This window comes from uncultured Lamprocystis sp., assembly GCF_903933125.1.
Lineage (GTDB): Bacteria > Pseudomonadota > Gammaproteobacteria > Chromatiales > Chromatiaceae > Thiodictyon.
Genome location: NZ_CAIZIZ010000264.1, coordinates 1 through 15,009, shown reverse-complemented (window position 1 = coordinate 15,009; position 15,009 = coordinate 1). Strand labels below are relative to the sequence as shown.

Here is a 15,009-nt window from a genome sequence, read left to right as displayed (position 1 = left end):
TTGGGCCTTGAGCACCGTTGCGACGAACCAGGTGAGCCAGTCATCGATCTGAAGCCCCGCACGCTGGCTGCGCTCCAACAGCGCATAGTAGGTCTTCTTGTCGGCCTCGATGCAGGTGGCGAGGCTGGACAGTGGCGGGTACCCGAGGTCTTGGGCAATGGCGTGATCGGCGATAGCCCGCCCGACTCGGCCGTTGCCGTCGTCGAACGGATGGATCGATTCAAACCACAGATGCGCAATGCCGGCTCGCAGCGGTCCGGGAAGCGGGTTCTTGTTGATGGCAGGGTCGGTCGCGTTGTACCAAGCCAAAAATCGGGCCATCTCCTGCGGCACCTGTGATGACGGTGGTGCTTCATAATGCACCCGCCGTTTGCCGATGTAACCGGAGACGATCAGCATCGGCGCGTCGCCGCGACGAAAGACGCCCCGCTCCAACGCATGGGACGGGCGCTCCGGGATCACCATGGTCTGCCAGGTTCCGAGCAAAGCGGCGTCCAGCGGCCGGGCAAAACTGTCGCGGACGGACACCATGAGGGCCGCGATCCCGTCCGCCCGCGGGTCTCGGGACAGGGTGTCTTTCGGAGTCAGTCCGATGTAGGCTTTGATTGAGGAGCGTACCGACGCACGATCCAATTGCTCGCCTTCGATGGCACTGGTCTTGATTGCCTCGGAAACGAGCAGGTCCACCAGGGCTTCCCAGCGATCATCGACGGCCAATCGCGACACGGCACCCGCGAGTGCCTCGGCCCGGCACCGAAACTCGGTGACGGCCGAAGCCAGGCGGCTCGCATCAAAACTGAAGGTCGGCCAGTCAGGCCGTTGCCAGATCCACATGAGCCGATTATAGGCCCTATTCGGCTCAGCTCGGCGCAACGGCACCCCGCGCCCCACGGCGCGTTGGCCTTGGTCATAAACCTGGCCGCTTTGCGATGCGCACGCTCTTCCCATCCGACGTTCTCCAACGCGTCGTCAATGCCTCGCCGCTTATCTTTCTGTCCAATATCACCGCGCCGGATTGATCCCATACCGCTTCATCCGCCGATACAGTGTGTTGCGGCTCAGCCCCAGGTTTTTGGCGACCAGACTGACGTTCCAGTGCAGGTCTTCGAGCATCCGCAGCAGGGCGTCGCGCTCGGCGAGTCCCAACGCATTGAACGCCTCGTCCGGGACGGCGGGGGCGTCGATCGCCCGCGGCGGGTGGCGGACCTCGTCGGGCAGGTCGTTGAGGGTAATACGGTTGTCGTCACAGAGTGCGGTGACCGCCCGCAAGACGTTACGCAGTTGCCGCAGGTTGCCGGGCCAGGGATAGTTGACCAGCCGCTCCATGGCCGCGGGTTCCCAGTCGAGCGTCACGGCGGGGCCGACCTGCGCTTGGGCGACCTTGAGGATCAGTTCGCGCCGGTCGGTGCGCTCGCGCAAGGGGGGGATGGTGATGGAGATGCCGTGGATACGGTAATAAAGATCCTCGCGGAACAGGCCGGTGCTGATCAGCGCGCGGATATCACGGTGCGTCGCGCTGATGAGTTGGATGGAGACGGGGATGGGCTTGTCGCCGCCTAAGGGGACGACCATGCGGTCCTCCAGGACACGCAGCAGCCGGGCCTGGAGTTGGACCGGCATATCGCCGATCTCGTCTAAAAACAGGGTGCCGCCGTCGGCCTGGACGATCTTGCCGCGGCTGCCCTCGCGGTTGGCGCCGGTGAAGGCGCCGGACTTGTAGCCGAACAGTTCACTTTCGATCAGCGACTCGGGGAGCGAGGCGCAGTTGAGCGCCACGAAGGGCTTGTCCCGGCGCGGGCTGGCCTGGTGGATGGCGCGCGCAAAGACGTCCTTGCCGACGCCGGTTTCACCGAACAACATGCAGGGGATGTCGCGATCCAGCACCTTCTTGATGGTTGCGACGTTGCGTTGCATCCGCGGGTCGCCGAAGTGCATGGCCTCGAAGGGACCGGGGATCAGCGGCAGGGCGGGCGCATTCGACGCCGGGTGGGGGCGCAGCACTGGGGCCAGGGCGGGTCGACCGGTATTCTCCGGGGCCTGGATCTTGGCGAAGAAACGCCGCTCGCAACGGGTCTCGTGGATGGGGAAGGCGGGTCCGCCTTGGGCGCGCTTGAGCAGCATCGGCAGGGACATGGAGAAGAGGTCGGACAGCGCGCGCCCGACGATCTGTTCCGGCCCCTTGATCTCCAGTTGGAACATGGCGCTGCGGTTGACCGCCAGGATGCGTCCGTCCGGGGTGAAGGCGATCAGCCCCTCCCCCAGGGTGCCGATGAACTCGGCGCGGCTGTGACAGCGGAAGATATAGGCTTCGCGCATGCCGCAGAAAAAGACCCGGTTCTCGACCACCTGGGCGGACATGTTGAGCAGCACCATAGTGTGCTGCTGGGCCAGGGTCGCCTCGCTGGAGGCGTCGAGGATGGCCAGGACGTTGCCGTTGGGGTCGAAGATCGGCGCGGCGGCGCAGGTGAGTCCCGCGTTGCGCATAAAGAAGTGCGAGGACTTGTGGATCACCAGCGGCTTCTGCTCAATGAGGCAGGTACCCATGCCGTTGGTACCCTGCACCGCTTCGCTCCACACCGCCCCGGTCTTGATGCCGACCGCCGCGGCGGTGTCGGTGAAGATCGGATCGCCAATATAGTTGAGCAGGACCCCGTCCCGGTCGGTCAGCATGATGGCGTGGCCGGAGCCGGCCAATTGCTGATAGAGGTTGGTCATCTCGGGGCGGGCGATCTCGAGCAGCCGCCCGTAGCGTTCCTGCCGGTCACGCAGGTCGGCGCGTGGGATGATCACCGGGTCGGGGGCGGCGCCCGGGTCGAGTCCATGGTCACGGTAGCAGCGCTGCCAGGAGGCCAGGGTCACCGTGTCAAGACCAGGATTTGTGAGGTCGTTGCCGGCAAGCACGCCGCGCACACGCGATACATGATCGGCCGTGCCGGCCGTGAGGGAGAGGGTACCCAAGGCGTTGTCCTCCAGCGGTAGTTGGGCCGCCGCAGCGGTCCGCCCCCCGTCGTTCTGCAATGAGGCGCGGGGGTGTTGTCTTCATGGGGTTATTCACCCGGATGTCGACAGTACGACACGCGGCACCCTCGGCACAACAGAAATGCGACTAGCGGGGGTTAGACGCTGACCACTGAGAACGATGTGGTGGCGTGGGCCGCCGTCAAGGACGGCCCAGCGACGGAAAGGAAAAACGCGGAGGTTCAGTTCCTATTGCCCGGCATGGTCTCGCCGATTTCCCAATACTCGTGGTTGACCGGACCAATGCGGCCGTCGGTCGCGTCGACATAGACATTGAACTCGCCATTGCCGCCGGGAATTTCGATATCCACCTCAAAGGCGGCCCCACCGGATGCCAACAGCAGCCGTTTGACCCCCTCCACGTCGCCCGGGTAAAGACCCGTCGCGAGGGCCGCTGCCTGCTCCTCGGTCACCTTGGCGACCGCGGTCCAGCGCGGGTCGTCGGCCTGGACCACGACGTCCACCTGGGATACCAGGCCGCTGTGCCCGCTGCATCCCACGTAATAGGTGGCGCCCTGCGCGTTGACAATGAACTCGTAGGTCGGGTCGCCCTGGCGGGACTCGAACTCCACGCTGGAGATGGCGGCGCCGATCTGTTCGGCGACCAGGTCCATACAGGTGGTGAACGAGACCTGGGTCCGCGCGGCCGCGTCGGCGATGGGGCCGGCCGTTGCCTCGGCGGATGCCAGGGCCGCTGCCACTGATACGCAAAACATCAATCGTTTCATGTCGAACTCCTTGTGCAGATCTAATGATCTCGCCGCAGCGAGGGCTTGGCCGTGCCTGGACGGCCGGGTTTAGAGGGTCATGCGTAGACCAATCCAGCCGCCCAAGGGCGCGCCTGGTCCTGCGAAACGGGGATCGAGGTACGCGTCGCCCAGGACTTCGTCCGCCTGCCCCAGGAGTCCAAAACTCGAATACTCCGTGTCGAACAGATTGGCGACCTTGACCAGGATCGCAAAACGGTCGGTGACACGATACTCCCCGCGCAGATTAACCATGGCATATCCAGGGATTTTCGGCAACTGGTTGGATTCGTCCCCACGGTAAAATTGTCCGGACTGGTAGACGACCGTCAGTCCGGCACTGAGTTTGGGGGTGATCTGCCAGTCCAAGCCGGTCTTGAAGTTGTCTACGGGGATCCCCGGGAGACGGTCGCCGGATTCCACGTAGATGTTCCCTTCGTCGTTGGCCGTCGGGTGGTTGGGACTGTGAGAGTAGAAGTTGTCCTGAAAGCTGGCCTGCAGGTAGGTGTAATTCAAGAACCGGTAAAATAGCTCACCCCCAGGATGAATTGATTGCTGAGGCCGAACAGATCCTGCAGCAAGGTGGCCTGCAGGATCCCGCCCCCGGTCTCCTGTTGACGGCTGGAACGGTTGTTGATCGCGTCGTAGGGGTTGCCATCGGCGTCCTGTGCAAGGATGGGGTTGCCGGCCCGGTCCATCAGTACCTCCCCGTCCTCGTCACACAGGTAGGTCGGCTCCTGGTGCACCGGCGTGGCCCCCTCCTCTTCGCCGTTCCCGGTCTCGGCGGCCGCTTCCATGCCGTCCTCCGTCTCATCCGCTGTCTCGTTCGGCGGTGCACAAGTTCCAAAATCACCCGCATCGCCGTTGAATGACTTGGTATCCAGGTTGCGGTAGAACAGGTTGCCCGAGATCAGCACCTGCTTGCCGAACCAGTGCTCGCCATTGAGGTTGACCGAGAACAGTTCGTTTTTGGTGGTATCCGGGAAGGTGAAGACCGCGCTGCGGTCCTGCGCCATCAGCTCCGCCGGGATGGCACCGTTGCCGGTCAGATCGGTATTCGCATAGGCCAGATCCAGGTCCACGGCGGAGTCCGGGGCACGCCAGCCGAATGAGCTGAACAGGTTCACGGCGGTTGTTCTGCGCCTCGTTGATCGAGACGCTGCCCAGGCGCTGATTCATGAAGTCCGCCAGGCTGCCGCTCAGTGAGTCCCTGATCTGGCCGCCGGTGGCGTCCTGGACCGGATAGGGCAAGCGATCCTTGGGCAGGCCGACCCCGTGGACCGGGGTAACGCCGATCACAGTCACCTCGGCGAGCGTGCTCGGCTCGGCTGCCAGGAGCGGGGCGGCGAGCACGACGCCCGGCATACCAGCAAGCAAAGTGCGGGTCAGCGCTGGAAGGGGCCGACCCGGTTGCGGTGGATGGCGGGAAGCGCCTAGTTTCACGGGTGCCATCTCCTCGGGCTCATGCATGTGAAGTAAAGTTCTGTCCGGAAACGTCAATCGGATCACTACGGCGGATGGTAATCTACGGGGGGGGGGCGTCTAGGGCGACCGTGCCGCAGGTGTGCCGGCGGGTCGCCCTGACCCAGTCGGTACCGGCCCGCCGGGCACGGGTCGACCGCTCAGGGCATCATTGGTCTGCTGCGCGAGTCGGGCGGCGGCGCGCCGGGTCACCTGTTCGGAGGGCCCCTTGGCCTCCACCACCAGATTGGCGGCGACCTGCCCGGTGTCGGTATTCACCAGTCGCCCCAGCAGGTACGCGAACAAGAAACTCGGCTTGTGCAGGCGGCCGACCAGCACCCAGTCGGCTCCGTGGGCGCGTCCCAGCGCGGCGGCGGCTTCCGGGTGGTCGTAGACATAGCCGAAACCGACGTTGGCCTGGGTGAGCGCCGCCGCCGGGATCGGCATGAGTTGATAGGGCCCCAGGCCCGCGAGCGCCTGTTCCACCAAGGGCCGGATGGAAGCGGTGCGCGCGATCTCCTCCGGGGTGGCCGGCAGGGGCGTCAAATCGTTGAGTTCGAAGTCCAGGACCGCGATGGCGGTCGCGGCCCACAGGGGCGGAGTCCAGAGCAGCCAGAACAGGGCACAGATCAGGGCCGGGATCGACTTGGGGTGACTGGGGGTCCGGGGCGTGCGCATGGCGGGTGTGCGGTTGGCGAATGTCGGCAGCGGCTCTTCAATCGCCGCCGTGGGTGATCGGCGCCACGCCGGCCCACTCCTCGTCGGTGAACAGACGCGAGCGGGTCAGGAAGCGCAGTCCCTCGGGGCCTTCCAGTGAGAACATGCCGCCGCGACCAGGAACCACGTCGATGATCAACTGGGTGTGTTGCCAATACGCGAACTGGGATTCGCTCATCCAGAAGGGGCAGCCGCCGATCTCGCCCAAGCGTACATCGCTGCCTCCGGTGCGGAATTCACCCGCCGACCAGCACATGGGGGCGCTGCCGTCGCAGCAGCCGCCGGACTGGTGAAACATCAGCGCCCCGTGCATTGCCTGGAGCCGCTCGATGAGGGCCAGCGCGGCCTCGGTGGCAACGACCCGCGGTGTTGGTTCGTTCATGGCTGGTCATCCATTGCAATGCGCAGGAGCGGACGCGCCGGGGCGGTCGGCCCCGGTGCGTGCGGGGCGCCGGCTAGAAGAAGCCCATGGCATTCGGGCTATAGCTCACCAGCAGGTTCTTGGTCTGCTGGTAGTGGTCGAGCATCATCTTGTGAGTCTCGCGCCCGATGCCCGACTGCTTGTAGCCGCCGAACGCCGCGTGGGCCGGATAGAGGTGGTAGCAGTTGGTCCAGACCCGGCCGGCCTGGATGGCGCGGCCCATGACGATGGCGCGCCGCCCATCGCGGCTCCAGACACCGGCCCCGAGCCCGTAGAGCGAATCGTTGGCGATCGCCAGGGCCTCGGCCTCGTCCTTGAAGGTGGTCACCGAGACGACGGGGCCGAAAATCTCCTCCTGGAAGATGCGCATCTTGTTATGGCCCTTGAAGATGGTCGGCTGCACATAGTAGCCGCCGGCCAGGTCGCCCTCCATGACCTTACGCGCCCCGCCGGTCAGGCACTGGGCGCCTTCCTGGCGGCCGATGTCGATGTAGGAGAGAATCTTATCGAGCTGCTCGGACGACGCCTGGGCGCCAAGCATGGTCTCGGTATCCAGCGGGTTGCCCTGGCGGACCTTGCCGACCCGCTCCACCGCCCGCGCGATGAAGGCGTCCGCGATCGACTCCTGGATCAGGGCGCGCGAGGGGCAGGTGCAGACCTCGCCCTGATTCAGCGCAAACATGGCGAAGCCTTCCAGCGACTTGTCGAAAAAGGCGTCTTCCTGGTCCATGACGTCCGCGAAGAAGATGTTCGGCGACTTGCCGCCCAACTCCAGGGTGACCGGGATGATGTTCTCCGCGGCGTACTGCATGATCAGGCGGCCGGTGCTGGTCTCGCCGGTGAAGGCGACCTTGGCGATGCGCTTGTTGGTGGCCAGCGGCTTGCCGGCCTCCACCCCGAAACCGTTGACGATGTTGAGCACGCCGGGCGGCAACAGGTCCGCGATCAGCTCCGCGACCACCAGGATGCCGACCGGGGTCTGCTCGGCGGGTTTGAGGACCACGCAATTACCGGCGGCGAGTGCCGGGGCCAGTTTCCAGGTCGCCATCAGGATGGGGAAGTTCCAGGGGATGATCTGGCCGACCACGCCCAGGGGCTCATGGAAATGATAAGCGACCGTATCCTTGTCGATCTCGCAGATGGACCCCTCCTGGGCGCGGATACAGCCGGCGAAATAGCGGAAGTGGTCGATCGCCAGGGGGATATCGGCGGCCAGGGTCTCGCGGATCGGCTTGCCGTTGTCCCAGGTCTCGGCCAGGGCGATCAGCTCCAGGTTCTGCTCCATCCGGTCCGCAATCTTCAGCAGCACGTTGGAGCGTTCCGCGGGGGAGGTCTTGCCCCAGGCCTCCTTGGCGCGGTGAGCGGCGTCCAGGGCCAGCTCGATATCGGCGGCGGAGGAGCGCGGTATCTCACAGAAGACCCGGCCATCCACCGGGGAGACATTCTCGAAATAGCGGCCCTCCACCGGGGCGACCCAGTCGCCGCCGATGAAGTTGCCGTAGCGGGGCTTGAAGCTGAACTTGGAATCGGGCTGACCAGGCTTGGCGTAAATCATGGGTGTTCTCCTGATGTCCTCGTTGTTGTGATAGGGGCGGCCGGTGGTCCGGAGCGAACCAGATCGACTTGCGCGTTGGAGGATGCAAAGTTCGTGCTACCGGCGGTGATCCTGGTGTCCAGCCGGGGGCGTCGCGCGGCCAGGAGCCGGACTGGTGCTGCCTCGACGGCTACCGCGCGACACGGATTGCTCCAGAGATGCAACACTCTGTCGCAGAGCCGGCTAGCGGCGGTCGCGTTCACTTGCGGCGGGTTCACCCTGGCTTCAGCGGTTGGTACAGATCTTGGAAGAGTGTGTTGAGCACGGCGTGGCGGGCGGCGACCAGGGGCTCGTCCCGCCGCTGTGCGCGCGGGATGCCGACCTCCGCCATGCCGATGATCCGGCTGGGCGGGGCGCAGAGGAACAGTACCCGGTCGGCAAGCAGGGTCGCCTCGCGCAGGTCATGGGTAACGAAGATCACGGTGGGGCGTTGCGCCGCGCACAGGTCGAGCAGAAGGCCGCGCAGTTGCGCGGCGGTGGGGGCGTCCAGCGAGACGAAGGGTTCGTCCATCAGCAGCAGCCGGGGTGCGGGGGCGAAGGCACGGGCCAGGGCGGCGCGGCGCTGCATCCCGACCGAGAGTCGGTTGGCGGGGAAATGACCGACCTCAATGAGGCCCATGGTCCGCAATAACCCGTCGATACGCTCGGCTTGGGCGGCCGGGTCGTCCAGTACCAAGTCGATGTTGGCGCGCAGGCTGAGCCAGGGCAGCAGCCGCGGGTTCTGAAAGCAATAGCCCAGACTCGGGTGGCCGCCATCGCGGGTTCCGGGCCAGTGGATACCTCCGCTAAAGACGGGGTCCAGCCCGGCGACGATCTGCAGTAGGGTGCTCTTGCCGCAGCCGGAGGGGCCGACCAGGGCGACGAATTCGGCCGGGCGCAAGTCAAATTCCACCCGATCCAGGATCAGGCGCTCGCGGCCTGTGGCGGGGTCCGCGAAGGCTTTGCGGTCGATGCGGACCTTCACCACCGGTGGGGGCGCCGGCGCACCCTCCGGCCTTGCGGCGGCGGTCGCCGACCAGCGCTCAGCGGCGCCAGCGGTTGGCAGCGCGTTCAAGGGGTTGCAGCAGGCCATACTCGATCGCCAGCATCACCAGGATGAAGGCCAGGCTATAGGCCAGGATCCCGGTCACGTCGAAGAGTTGAAAGAACAGATGCAGCTCGAAGCCGATCCCGTCGTTGCGTCCCAGCAGTTCCACCACCAGCACTACCTTCCAGATCAGGGCCAGCCCGGAGCGGGCGGCCACCGCGAAATACGGCAGCAACTGGGGCAGCGTGACATAGATGAAGGTCTTGCGCCGGCCGATGCGGAAGCTGCGCGCCATCTCCAGATAGTCCTGGTCCAGGGTGCGTGCCCCCTCGCGCAGGGTCACCGCCACGTTGGGGATCTTGTTCAGCGCAATGGCGAACACCGCGGTGGACTCCGCCAGTCCGAACCAGACATAGGCGAGGATGATCACCACCAGGGCCGGGACGTTCAGGAACAACATCAGCCAGGGGTCGAGCAGCAGGTCGGCGGTGCGCCGTCGGCCCATGAGGATGCCGATCATACTGCCTACCAGCATGGCGATGACGAAGGCCAGCCCCACTCGCCGCAGGGTCGCCCCCAGATCGTGCAGCAACCCGCCGGCCAGGGTGTCGCGCAGTATTAACCCGATGACCGCGGCCGGCGTCGGCAGCAGGCTGCTCGCCCACCACCAGGCCGCCAGTTGCCACGCGAGCAGCAGGCTCAGTGCGGAGACCAGCCGCAGCAGGAGCGGGTGATAAGGCCTCACGTCGCGGCTGGAGTCGCTGTTCCGGCCGGACGCTCAGTCGGACCGCCCGTCCCAGAAGGTCCCGGCCGGGAGCGTCATGGCATCACCCACCAACTGGCTGCCGCCGACCTCCCGCAGGATCTGGAACACCTGTTCCGCGCCGGTGCGCTCCGCCGGCCCCCACTGGCTGGGGATGCCGGCGCGGAAGCCGTCGCGCAGGGCGATGAAGGTCGCCTCATCGGGGGCGGCCATCAGCGGGCGCAGCGCCGCCCACTCCGCATCGGAGTCGCGCAGCAGGGTGCGCGCCTGATCGACCGCCCGGAAGAACCCCAGCAGGGACTGTCGATGACTGGTCGCCCAGGTCTCATCGAAGCAGAAACCGACCATCGGTACGGCGGCCGTGACCCCCAGGTCCTTGATGACCGACTGGATCTGCACCACCGGCGTATAACCGGCTGCAGTGAGGCGGGCGGCGTAGTGCCAGTAGGTGATCGCCGCCTCGATCCGGCCCTGCTTCAGTTGCTCGCTGATCAGCGGCGGGGCACCGTAGACCGGCTCTACCGCCCCCGCGAGGTCGACGCCTTGCTTGGCCGCGAGTGCGCGCAGCAGGAGCCAGTTCTTGTCCAGGGGGCCCCCGGCGATGCCGAATGACCGGCCTTTGAGGTCCGCGATCCCATGGATCCCGGACCCCTGAGGGACCACCAATGCGCCGGTGGCGGTGGAGTAGGGGACGAAAGTGAAAGGTCGGCCCGCGGTGCGTTGGCGGGCGACCCAGATCCAGTCGTCGATCGCCAGGTCGGTGTCGCCGGCCTGGAGGGCGACCAGGGTCGCCTGGGTGCCGGCGTATTCCTTGATCGCCAGCGTCACGCCCTCGGCCTGATCCAGTCGATGCCGCTGGATCACGTCCAGCAGCCAGTTGGCCGTACCGTACTTGAGCACCGCCAGGCGGATTGTCGCAGCGGGCGCAGTGGATTCGGCTTGCGCCGACAGTGGGGCGGTCAGGGTTAGCGCCATGAGGCAAACCGAGAGGGCCAGCGGCCAGCGGTGCCGGCGGGTGTCCGGGCTGGCCTTCGTCAACCCCCACGGCAGCAGATTGTCGGCAAATGAACGCAAGTGAGTGCGAATGAATTGCATGGGCCCTCCAATAGTTGATCTAGGGTTTATCGGCCCCCGGTGATGTCGTTGCCGACCGGGCGACGCCGCTTGGTCCGGCAGTTGCTGTCCGGGAAGGTGCGCTGCCCGCTTGCGCGAAGCGGTAAAGCAAAATAAGGGCCATTTGCCCGGCGACGGCCGTTGAAGCGCGGCATACAGGGACGCCGCTGGTGTTTATCGGCGCTCAGTTGCGGATTGACCGTCTGGTCTTTCGATGTCGCTGATTTCCATCCATGACTCGGGAGGATCGAACCTTGAGACTGAGCACACCCCGCGGCCCCTTGCTGATCGCGCTTTGCTGCGTCGGCTTGCTCGGCTGGCGCCCGGCCTGGGCTGACGCCTTACCCATGACCGAGGCCGCACCTGGGGTCTACCTCGACCAGGGTGTCCAGGAAGTGGCCGCACCGGAAAACCAGGGCCATATCGCCAATATCGGCTTCATCGTCGGGAACGAGCGGGTCGCCGTGATCGACACCGGCGGCACCTATGCGGAGGGTCTCGCCCTGCGCGCGGCGGTACGTCGGGTCACTGACTTGCCCATCGCCTATGTGATCCTGACCCATGTGCACCCGGACCATGTGCTGGGAGCCGCCGCCTTCGAGCAGGACCGACCGGAGTTCATCGGTCACGCCAACCTCGCCGACGCTCTGGCGCGGCGGGGCGAGCACTATCGTGAACGCGCCCTGGCGGACTTGGGGGAGGCGGCGGAGGGGACGCGCCTGGTGGTCCCAGGGTCCAGCGTTGCCGGCACGCGGGAGTTGGATCTCGGCGGGCGCACCCTGGAACTGCGTGCTCATCCCACGGCTCACACCAACAATGATCTCAGTATCCTTGATCGCCAGACCGGCACCTGGTGGCTGTCCGACTTACTCTTCGTGGATCGCATCCCGGTCATCGACGGCAGCCTCTTGGGCTGGTTGCGGGAATTGGATACGATCGATCAAGGGCCTGCGCTGCGTCTGGTGCCCGGCCATGGCGGCGTACCGGCCGATCGGTACGCCGCAGTCGCCGCGCAACGGCGCTATCTGCAGGCCGTGGCCGCGGGGGTGCGGGCAGTGCTGCGCCGACAAGGAACCATCGAGGAGGCAGTGGACTCGGTGGGGCTGGCCGAGTCAGGCAACTGGCTCTTGTTCGACGACTACCACCGGCGCAACGTCACCGCGGCCTTTGTCGAGTTGGAGTGGGAATGAGCGTCCCACTGAAGATTCACTCAGGCGCAGGCGCGAAGAGCGCAAAAACATAAAACAAAAGAGCGATTTTTTGGCACCGAATATGGATCTAACCAGGTGACGCGCGGTCGCTTCCCCGCACGGCGTTGACCATCGGCTTCGTCCCCTGCCGCCGTGCTGGTGACGGTGCGTCGGTTACCGGTAGCACGGTGTCCCCCTGATGCCGCTGTCGCCATGGGCCTGTCGTCTGTTTCAACTCTGAGTGATGCGTATGACAACTGTCTCGGAATCGGCACACCCTGACGCCTGTGCCTGGCCCGGTGCCTGGGCACTGTTGCTTGCCATGGTCCTGCTCGGCGGCTTGTGGCCGGTGCTGGCCGGGCCGGTCTTAGCCAACCCGGACGAGGCGCGTTGGGAAGAAATCCGTACTGCTTTGTTCGGTGACCGGCTGCCGGCTGACGGCCGTGACCTGCTGCAACTCAACACGCCCTACCGCGCCGAGGACGCGGCGGTGGTGCCGGTCAGCATCAAACCGCTCGCGGACCAGGCCGCAGGCCGCCGCATCCAGGACCTGTACCTGATCATCGACATGAATCCGGTACCGCTCGCCACCGTCTTTCACTTCCCCGGCACCCAAGCCTGGGACGAGATCGCCACGCGCATCCGCGTCAATGCCTATTCGAACGTGCGCGCCGTCGCGCGCACAGAGGATGGACAACTCTACATGGTCGTCAATTATGTGAAGGCATCCGGCGGCTGCTCGGCCCCCTCGCTCAAGGACCCGGCCGCCGCCGCGGCGCAGATCGGCCGGATGAAGCTGGTGCTGCCGGAGCGCGTGAGCCCAGGCGAGCGGCTCGCCGCCCAGTTTCTGATCAAACACCCCAACAACTCCGGCCTACAGTTCGATCAGGTCTCCCGCCAGTTCATCCCCGCCGACTATGTCAAACACATCGCGGTCAGCTATCAGGGCCAACCACTGTTCACCGCCGATACCAACATCTCCATCAGCGAGAACCCGAGCGTTCGCTTCGGCCTCATCCCCGCCGCCGCGGCGGGGGAGTTGAGTGTCCAGGTTCAGGACTCCACCGGCCGTGCCTTTGAGCAGACCTTTCCGGTCGTGCCGAGCGGGGGTTAGGGCAATCAGAACAACGCGGCGAGTTGCACCGCGCAGCCCGGCAGTCCGGGCAGGGCGATCGGGGCCTTGAGGTTGATCGGTCCTTGTTCCAGATAGGCGCCGTTAGCGGGTTGGCTGAAACGCAGCACCTGACGGTGGGCAATGTCCACCACCCACACCTCGGGGATGCCGTGGCGGGCATAGAGCGGGACCTTGACGTTCAGGTCGTACTGGAGGCTGCTGTCGGCGACCTCGATCAGCAGCAGCACGTCGGCGGCCACCGGGTGGGCGTCGGCATAAAAGTCCGGGCGCGGGCGCAGGACTGCGATGTCGGGCTCGGGCTCGGAGCGGATGCCCAGCACGACCGGGTCCTGCACCGCGACGATGGCGTACTCGCCGACCGCGCTGGCGAGTATCCGATTCAAGTGCTTCACACGGCCCCCGTGGGGGCTGCCGATGGGTGGCAACGCGACAATCTCCCCTTCGATCAGTTCGACCCGGTCGTCCTCGTGCAAGATGCCGGTCTCGCCCATGCGTTGATAGTCGTCGACGGTGAAGCGCCAGTGGTGAATCCGGGCGTGCGCGGTGACAGACATGATCGGCTCCTGGCGGTCGGGTCGATGCCTGGGGTGACCGTCCAGGGACCATCCTAGGCGGGACTGGTGGATTCGGCAAGCCGATCAGAAGCAGCGTAAGGTAAACTCCGCCTGGACCTCCTTGTAGTGGGTGACGGTCTCCTTGGCCCAGGGGGCGCTCTTGTCGGCGGGTTGTTGCAGGCGCATCAGGGTTTCGACCTGCTCATAATCCGCATAGGGGGCGGCGGCGATGAAATCCAGACTGCACGCGCACTTGCGCAGGGTGTCGGGATTCGGACCGTTGGTGATTATGATGATGCTCAAGAGCGTGTCGTCGTCGATACCGAGGCCGAACAGGGCGAGCCCGGTCATGCCGTAGCGCCGGAGCCTTTTGTGCTGTGCCTGGTCCGGTGACGATCGCGAGTGGTGCCCGGTCCATGGTCTGCCGCGACGGGATCAGGTCAGTGCCCCAGGCTGAAGACCGCTCACGACCCGGAGCTGTCAGTCGCGGCTGGTCTCGGGCTGGCCGCTATCAGAGGTCGAACCGCCATCCGTACCAACAAGTCGCTGGGCAAGCTATCAGCAGATTCACGACAGTCCCAGAAAGTCCCTGCTGATTTGGTCATGCCCGCCTCCGGGTCTACGACCCTGCAGCCACCACAGCCCCAAAGAGACGCCCGGCCTTTCGGATAGCGGACGCGCAACGCGGATGGTGGCTCTGCGCGGGCGCCGAAGTTCTCGGACAGCCTGTTCAGCTTCAAGCAGCACAACGACGTGGACAAGGTCGATTTCCTGCCCCTCGAAGACGGCGCACCCAAGGCGAAATGACGGTGAAGGGCGGTGTCGAGGACTATAATGCCATGTGGCGGCGTCTATGACCGCGAGGCGTTTCAAGGCAACAACCCTGTCTCCGTGGTTCAGCGGCCGTCAGCCAGGATTGCACCGGACCATGAGTGGAGGTAACGCGATGAGCAAGAGACGAAACAAGTTGGGGCACATCCTAGCCGTTGGCGCAGCGCTTGCTGCCCTATCGGGGGTGCTGGATGCGCGCGACCCAGGCATCAACCAGCCCGGCGTAAGGGGAGGAACTGCCGGCGTCGGGGCGCCCGGAGTCGGCGTCAGGGATCCCGGCATCAATCAGCCCGGTGCAGCAGGCAACGTTGGAGCGGCCGGGGTCGGCGTGGGGGCACGCGGAGTCGGCGTCAGACCTGGCGTTGGTGCGCCGGGCGTGGGTGTTGCTCCCGGGGTGGGCGTCGGGGCTCCTGGTGTCGGCGTCGAACCCGGCAACAGA

16 protein-coding genes are annotated in these 15,009 nt (G+C 65.7%); 2 read left to right on the top strand and 14 right to left on the bottom strand.

Annotated features, from left to right (window positions below; translation table 11 throughout):
- From QZY03_RS13115 to QZY03_RS13065, 11 genes are all read right to left on the bottom strand, one after another.
- The coding region (locus QZY03_RS13115) for a Fic family protein (protein WP_295581695.1) at positions 1–948 on the bottom strand (948 nt) is incomplete at its 3' end.
- A gap of 54 nt (positions 949–1,002) precedes the next feature.
- Positions 1,003–2,958, bottom strand: a complete 1,956-nt coding sequence (locus QZY03_RS13110) for a sigma-54-dependent Fis family transcriptional regulator (protein WP_295581693.1) — start codon at positions 2,956–2,958, stop codon at positions 1,003–1,005.
- A gap of 242 nt (positions 2,959–3,200) precedes the next feature.
- Positions 3,201–3,746, bottom strand: a complete 546-nt coding sequence (locus tag QZY03_RS13105; protein WP_295581691.1) for a PepSY domain-containing protein — start codon at positions 3,744–3,746, stop codon at positions 3,201–3,203.
- Positions 3,747–3,815: 69 nt separating this feature from the next.
- Positions 3,816–4,280: a TonB-dependent receptor gene (locus QZY03_RS13100; protein ID WP_295581689.1), complete on the bottom strand. Its 465-nt coding sequence runs from the start codon at positions 4,278–4,280 to the stop codon at positions 3,816–3,818.
- On the bottom strand, positions 4,277–4,891 hold the full coding sequence (locus QZY03_RS13095; protein ID WP_295581687.1) for a hypothetical protein: 615 nt from the start codon (positions 4,889–4,891) through the stop codon (positions 4,277–4,279). The genes QZY03_RS13100 and QZY03_RS13095 overlap by 4 nt, the downstream gene beginning before the upstream one ends.
- Positions 4,892–5,306: 415 nt before the next feature.
- Complete coding sequence (locus QZY03_RS13090) at positions 5,307–5,903, bottom strand: DUF2380 domain-containing protein (RefSeq protein WP_295581685.1); 597 nt, start codon at positions 5,901–5,903, stop codon at positions 5,307–5,309.
- A gap of 37 nt (positions 5,904–5,940) precedes the next feature.
- Positions 5,941–6,324 (bottom strand): DUF779 domain-containing protein, encoded by a 384-nt coding sequence (locus tag QZY03_RS13085; protein ID WP_295581684.1) that lies wholly within the window; start codon positions 6,322–6,324, stop codon positions 5,941–5,943.
- Between the two features lie 73 nt (positions 6,325–6,397).
- Positions 6,398–7,918: an aldehyde dehydrogenase gene (adh, locus tag QZY03_RS13080; RefSeq protein ID WP_295581682.1), complete on the bottom strand. Its 1,521-nt coding sequence runs from the start codon at positions 7,916–7,918 to the stop codon at positions 6,398–6,400.
- 253 nt (positions 7,919–8,171) lie between these two features.
- Positions 8,172–9,029, bottom strand: coding sequence for an ABC transporter ATP-binding protein (locus tag QZY03_RS13075; RefSeq protein WP_295581680.1), 858 nt, complete (start codon positions 9,027–9,029; stop codon positions 8,172–8,174).
- Positions 8,980–9,729 carry an ABC transporter permease gene (locus tag QZY03_RS13070; protein WP_295581678.1) on the bottom strand — a complete coding sequence of 250 codons (750 nt, stop codon included), beginning with the start codon at positions 9,727–9,729 and terminating at the stop codon, positions 8,980–8,982. The genes QZY03_RS13075 and QZY03_RS13070 overlap by 50 nt, the downstream gene beginning before the upstream one ends.
- Before the next feature lie 33 nt (positions 9,730–9,762).
- Entirely contained in the window at positions 9,763–10,842 is a 1,080-nt protein-coding gene (locus tag QZY03_RS13065) for an ABC transporter substrate-binding protein (protein WP_295581676.1), read from the bottom strand.
- Positions 10,843–11,114: 272 nt separating this feature from the next.
- Here QZY03_RS13065 and QZY03_RS13060 point away from each other — a divergent pair, with 272 nt between their 5' ends.
- Both QZY03_RS13060 and QZY03_RS13055 read left to right on the top strand, forming a co-directional pair.
- The gene (locus tag QZY03_RS13060; protein WP_295581674.1) at positions 11,115–12,050 is read left to right on the top strand and encodes a quinoprotein relay system zinc metallohydrolase 2; all 936 of its coding nucleotides are present in this window, start codon (positions 11,115–11,117) and stop codon (positions 12,048–12,050) included.
- A gap of 250 nt (positions 12,051–12,300) precedes the next feature.
- Complete coding sequence (locus tag QZY03_RS13055; RefSeq protein ID WP_295581672.1) at positions 12,301–13,164, top strand: quinoprotein dehydrogenase-associated SoxYZ-like carrier; 864 nt, start codon at positions 12,301–12,303, stop codon at positions 13,162–13,164.
- 5 nt (positions 13,165–13,169) lie between these two features.
- Here QZY03_RS13055 and QZY03_RS13050 read toward each other — a convergent pair whose 3' ends face one another.
- From QZY03_RS13050 to QZY03_RS13040, 3 genes are all read right to left on the bottom strand, one after another.
- Positions 13,170–13,739 carry a Uma2 family endonuclease gene (locus QZY03_RS13050; protein ID WP_295581670.1) on the bottom strand — a complete coding sequence of 190 codons (570 nt, stop codon included), beginning with the start codon at positions 13,737–13,739 and terminating at the stop codon, positions 13,170–13,172.
- Between the two features lie 84 nt (positions 13,740–13,823).
- Entirely contained in the window at positions 13,824–14,090 is a 267-nt protein-coding gene (locus QZY03_RS13045; protein WP_295581668.1) for a hypothetical protein, read from the bottom strand.
- Between the two features lie 655 nt (positions 14,091–14,745).
- A partial coding sequence (locus QZY03_RS13040; protein ID WP_295581666.1) for a hypothetical protein occupies positions 14,746–15,009 on the bottom strand: 264 nt, incomplete at its 5' end.

Bases quoted from the DNA above. Each gene is read 5' to 3' on its own strand.
- QZY03_RS13085 (WP_295581684.1), bottom strand. From the start codon at position 6,324: ATGAACGAACCAACACCGCGGGTCGTTGCCACCGAGGCCGCGCTGGCC.
- QZY03_RS13055 (WP_295581672.1), top strand. From the start codon at position 12,301: ATGACAACTGTCTCGGAATCGGCACACCCTGACGCCTGTGCCTGGCCC.
- QZY03_RS13045 (WP_295581668.1), bottom strand. From the start codon at position 14,090: ATGACCGGGCTCGCCCTGTTCGGCCTCGGTATCGACGACGACACGCTC.
- adh (WP_295581682.1), bottom strand. From the start codon at position 7,918: ATGATTTACGCCAAGCCTGGTCAGCCCGATTCCAAGTTCAGCTTCAAG.
- QZY03_RS13090 (WP_295581685.1), bottom strand. From the start codon at position 5,903: ATGCGCACGCCCCGGACCCCCAGTCACCCCAAGTCGATCCCGGCCCTG.
- QZY03_RS13065 (WP_295581676.1), bottom strand. From the start codon at position 10,842: ATGCAATTCATTCGCACTCACTTGCGTTCATTTGCCGACAATCTGCTG.
- QZY03_RS13105 (WP_295581691.1), bottom strand. From the start codon at position 3,746: ATGAAACGATTGATGTTTTGCGTATCAGTGGCAGCGGCCCTGGCATCC.
- QZY03_RS13075 (WP_295581680.1), bottom strand. From the start codon at position 9,029: ATGGCCTGCTGCAACCCCTTGAACGCGCTGCCAACCGCTGGCGCCGCT.
- QZY03_RS13050 (WP_295581670.1), bottom strand. From the start codon at position 13,739: ATGTCTGTCACCGCGCACGCCCGGATTCACCACTGGCGCTTCACCGTC.